The sequence below is a fragment of the Staphylococcus sp. HMSC62A08 genome (assembly GCF_001839105.1).
Classification (GTDB): domain Bacteria; phylum Bacillota; class Bacilli; order Staphylococcales; family Staphylococcaceae; genus Staphylococcus; species Staphylococcus caprae.
Genome location: NZ_KV840040.1, coordinates 1 through 1,879 on the forward strand (window position 1 = coordinate 1; position 1,879 = coordinate 1,879).

Genomic DNA, 1,879 nt, shown 5'->3' on the forward strand with positions numbered 1-1,879 from the left:
AAAAAACGTGAAGTAAGCGAACTTGCAACTTACCTCACGTTTTATACCTAAAATGTCTTATTCACTAATAATTTGACATTTATTCACATAGCCATTGTAAATATAAAATCTGACATCTTTATTACCAATTTTGTACATATATTCTTCACCCCATGCTGAAGTAGGAGAGTAAGAATTTGGTTGACCATAATTTTGAATTAAAGTATTTTTATTAATAGATTTTCCATCGAGAGAGAAGAAAACACCATTAGCTTTATTCTCAGATACACCATAAAGTGTTTGATCGTATAAATTTATTCGATTGTCACCGGTTGTATTCTTTGCTATTTGATAGCCGTTGATAGTAAAATTATCGTATTTCAATGACTCTTTGAAATTTTTGTCTAATATAAATCCACTTTGATACGCAGTATAACCATCATAATTATAATAAGGTTCAATAAACTCTTGTGCCTGTGCTTCCGTTGCATTAAATAGTTCGGGCGTTACAGAGAAACCCAAAACAATACCGCTAGCTAGAATAATTTTAGAAAATTTCTTCATAAAAACCCTCCTAATTATTTATAATACATCTATTATTATTACAGATATATTACAAAAAATCATTAAAATTACAAAAAAATTACAAAAAATTATCTGAAGTTATTACTTTATCAACTTCGAAATTTAAAGCACCAATCATTTTTTGTGACAATCATAGTTAAACTCTGTTTAATTATAATCTCTTTTTATGTGATACCTATAGACAATTAGAAATCCCAAAACAAAATAAATCATTTTTATCATTCATTTTGAAAAATGGTGGTTTTTGTTTGTCTTTAGTTAACACTTAGAGTATACCCATATAATATTTTGGTGATAAATATGCATTTTTAGATAATTATGAATATGGAGATGACAGAAGTTATTTAATTACCAAAGTTGGAGACAAAGCTAAAAGTAGTGCTTTAGATAAACCAGATAGAAAAAATGTAAAAGTAGAAAAAGATGAAGAGTAAATAAAAAAATGGCTTAGGTTTTGGATTAAATCTAAGTTGGATTTATTATAGTGTTGGATTGAGATATGTCTGTATAGCCTGTATCACGTCGTTTTTTAAGTTATCTTGTAACTCATCTTTATAGTTATGATAGCGAGCATTGAGGTCTAATGACCGTATTTGAATGGTATCTATGACACCAGTAACCAATCCGTTTTTAGTTTTAACTTCAATATCAGTTGGGAAGCGCACTTCTCGACTCGTAATTGGCAATATCCAAACAAAGTCTGTACCATTAATTGTCATTTGGTTATTTACGACTAAACATGGTCGTATCTTTTGTTTTTCACGTCCACGTGTTGGGTCTAGGTCAATATAGAGTATATCGAATTGTTTAATACTCATATTTCTCGACCTACACTTTCACCAAAATCAATTTCTTCTTCTGTGTATTTACCACCATTTTTAAAGAAATTAGTAATTTTATCTTTAATTGATTCTTCTTTCTTTTTGATGAACAAACCACCATTCATTTCTTGCACTTCAACCTTATCCCCTACTTCGAAATCAGCAAGTTGGATTGTTTGTTTGCTTAAACTGATTGCTTTACTATTACCACTTTTAAATATGCGTTCAGATGTTTTGTTGATATCATTTAATGTTTTTGCCATATTATCATCTCCTTAATACTATTATATCAATGTGTACTTACTTATGTAAATACATTATATGTAAAAAAGATAATTAGTTATATTTTTTCTGCCTTTGCAACAGAACCAATTTGGCTCTCATTTGCGTTTTAAGAGCCAATATAAGTTTTTAGGTTAAAAAACCCCTAATACATGCCCTTTAAAATTCAAAATAAAGGTGTTTTAAATCAAGCAAGAAGAGATGCATTTTTT

3 protein-coding genes are annotated in these 1,879 nt (G+C 28.8%); all 3 read right to left on the reverse strand.

All coding sequences use genetic code 11. The features are described 5' to 3' along the window. Nucleotides 1–57: 57 nt before the first annotated feature. Nucleotides 58–543, reverse strand: coding sequence for an immunodominant staphylococcal antigen IsaB family protein (locus HMPREF3264_RS10375; protein WP_070873284.1), 486 nt, complete (start codon nt 541–543; stop codon nt 58–60). A gap of 500 nt (nt 544–1,043) precedes the next feature. Beyond that, nucleotides 1,044–1,382, reverse strand: a complete 339-nt coding sequence (locus HMPREF3264_RS10380; RefSeq protein ID WP_002436882.1) for a type II toxin-antitoxin system PemK/MazF family toxin — start codon at nt 1,380–1,382, stop codon at nt 1,044–1,046. Continuing rightward, complete coding sequence (locus HMPREF3264_RS10385) at nt 1,379–1,627, reverse strand: AbrB/MazE/SpoVT family DNA-binding domain-containing protein (RefSeq protein WP_176746841.1); 249 nt, start codon at nt 1,625–1,627, stop codon at nt 1,379–1,381. Before HMPREF3264_RS10385 ends, HMPREF3264_RS10380 begins: the two co-directional genes overlap by 4 nt. Nucleotides 1,628–1,879 lie beyond the last annotated feature (252 nt).

Coding starts and splice junctions, on each gene's coding strand:
- HMPREF3264_RS10375 (WP_070873284.1), bottom strand. CDS start 543: ATGAAGAAATTTTCTAAAATTATTCTAGCTAGCGGTATTGTTTTGGGT.
- HMPREF3264_RS10380 (WP_002436882.1), bottom strand. CDS start 1,382: ATGAGTATTAAACAATTCGATATACTCTATATTGACCTAGACCCAACA.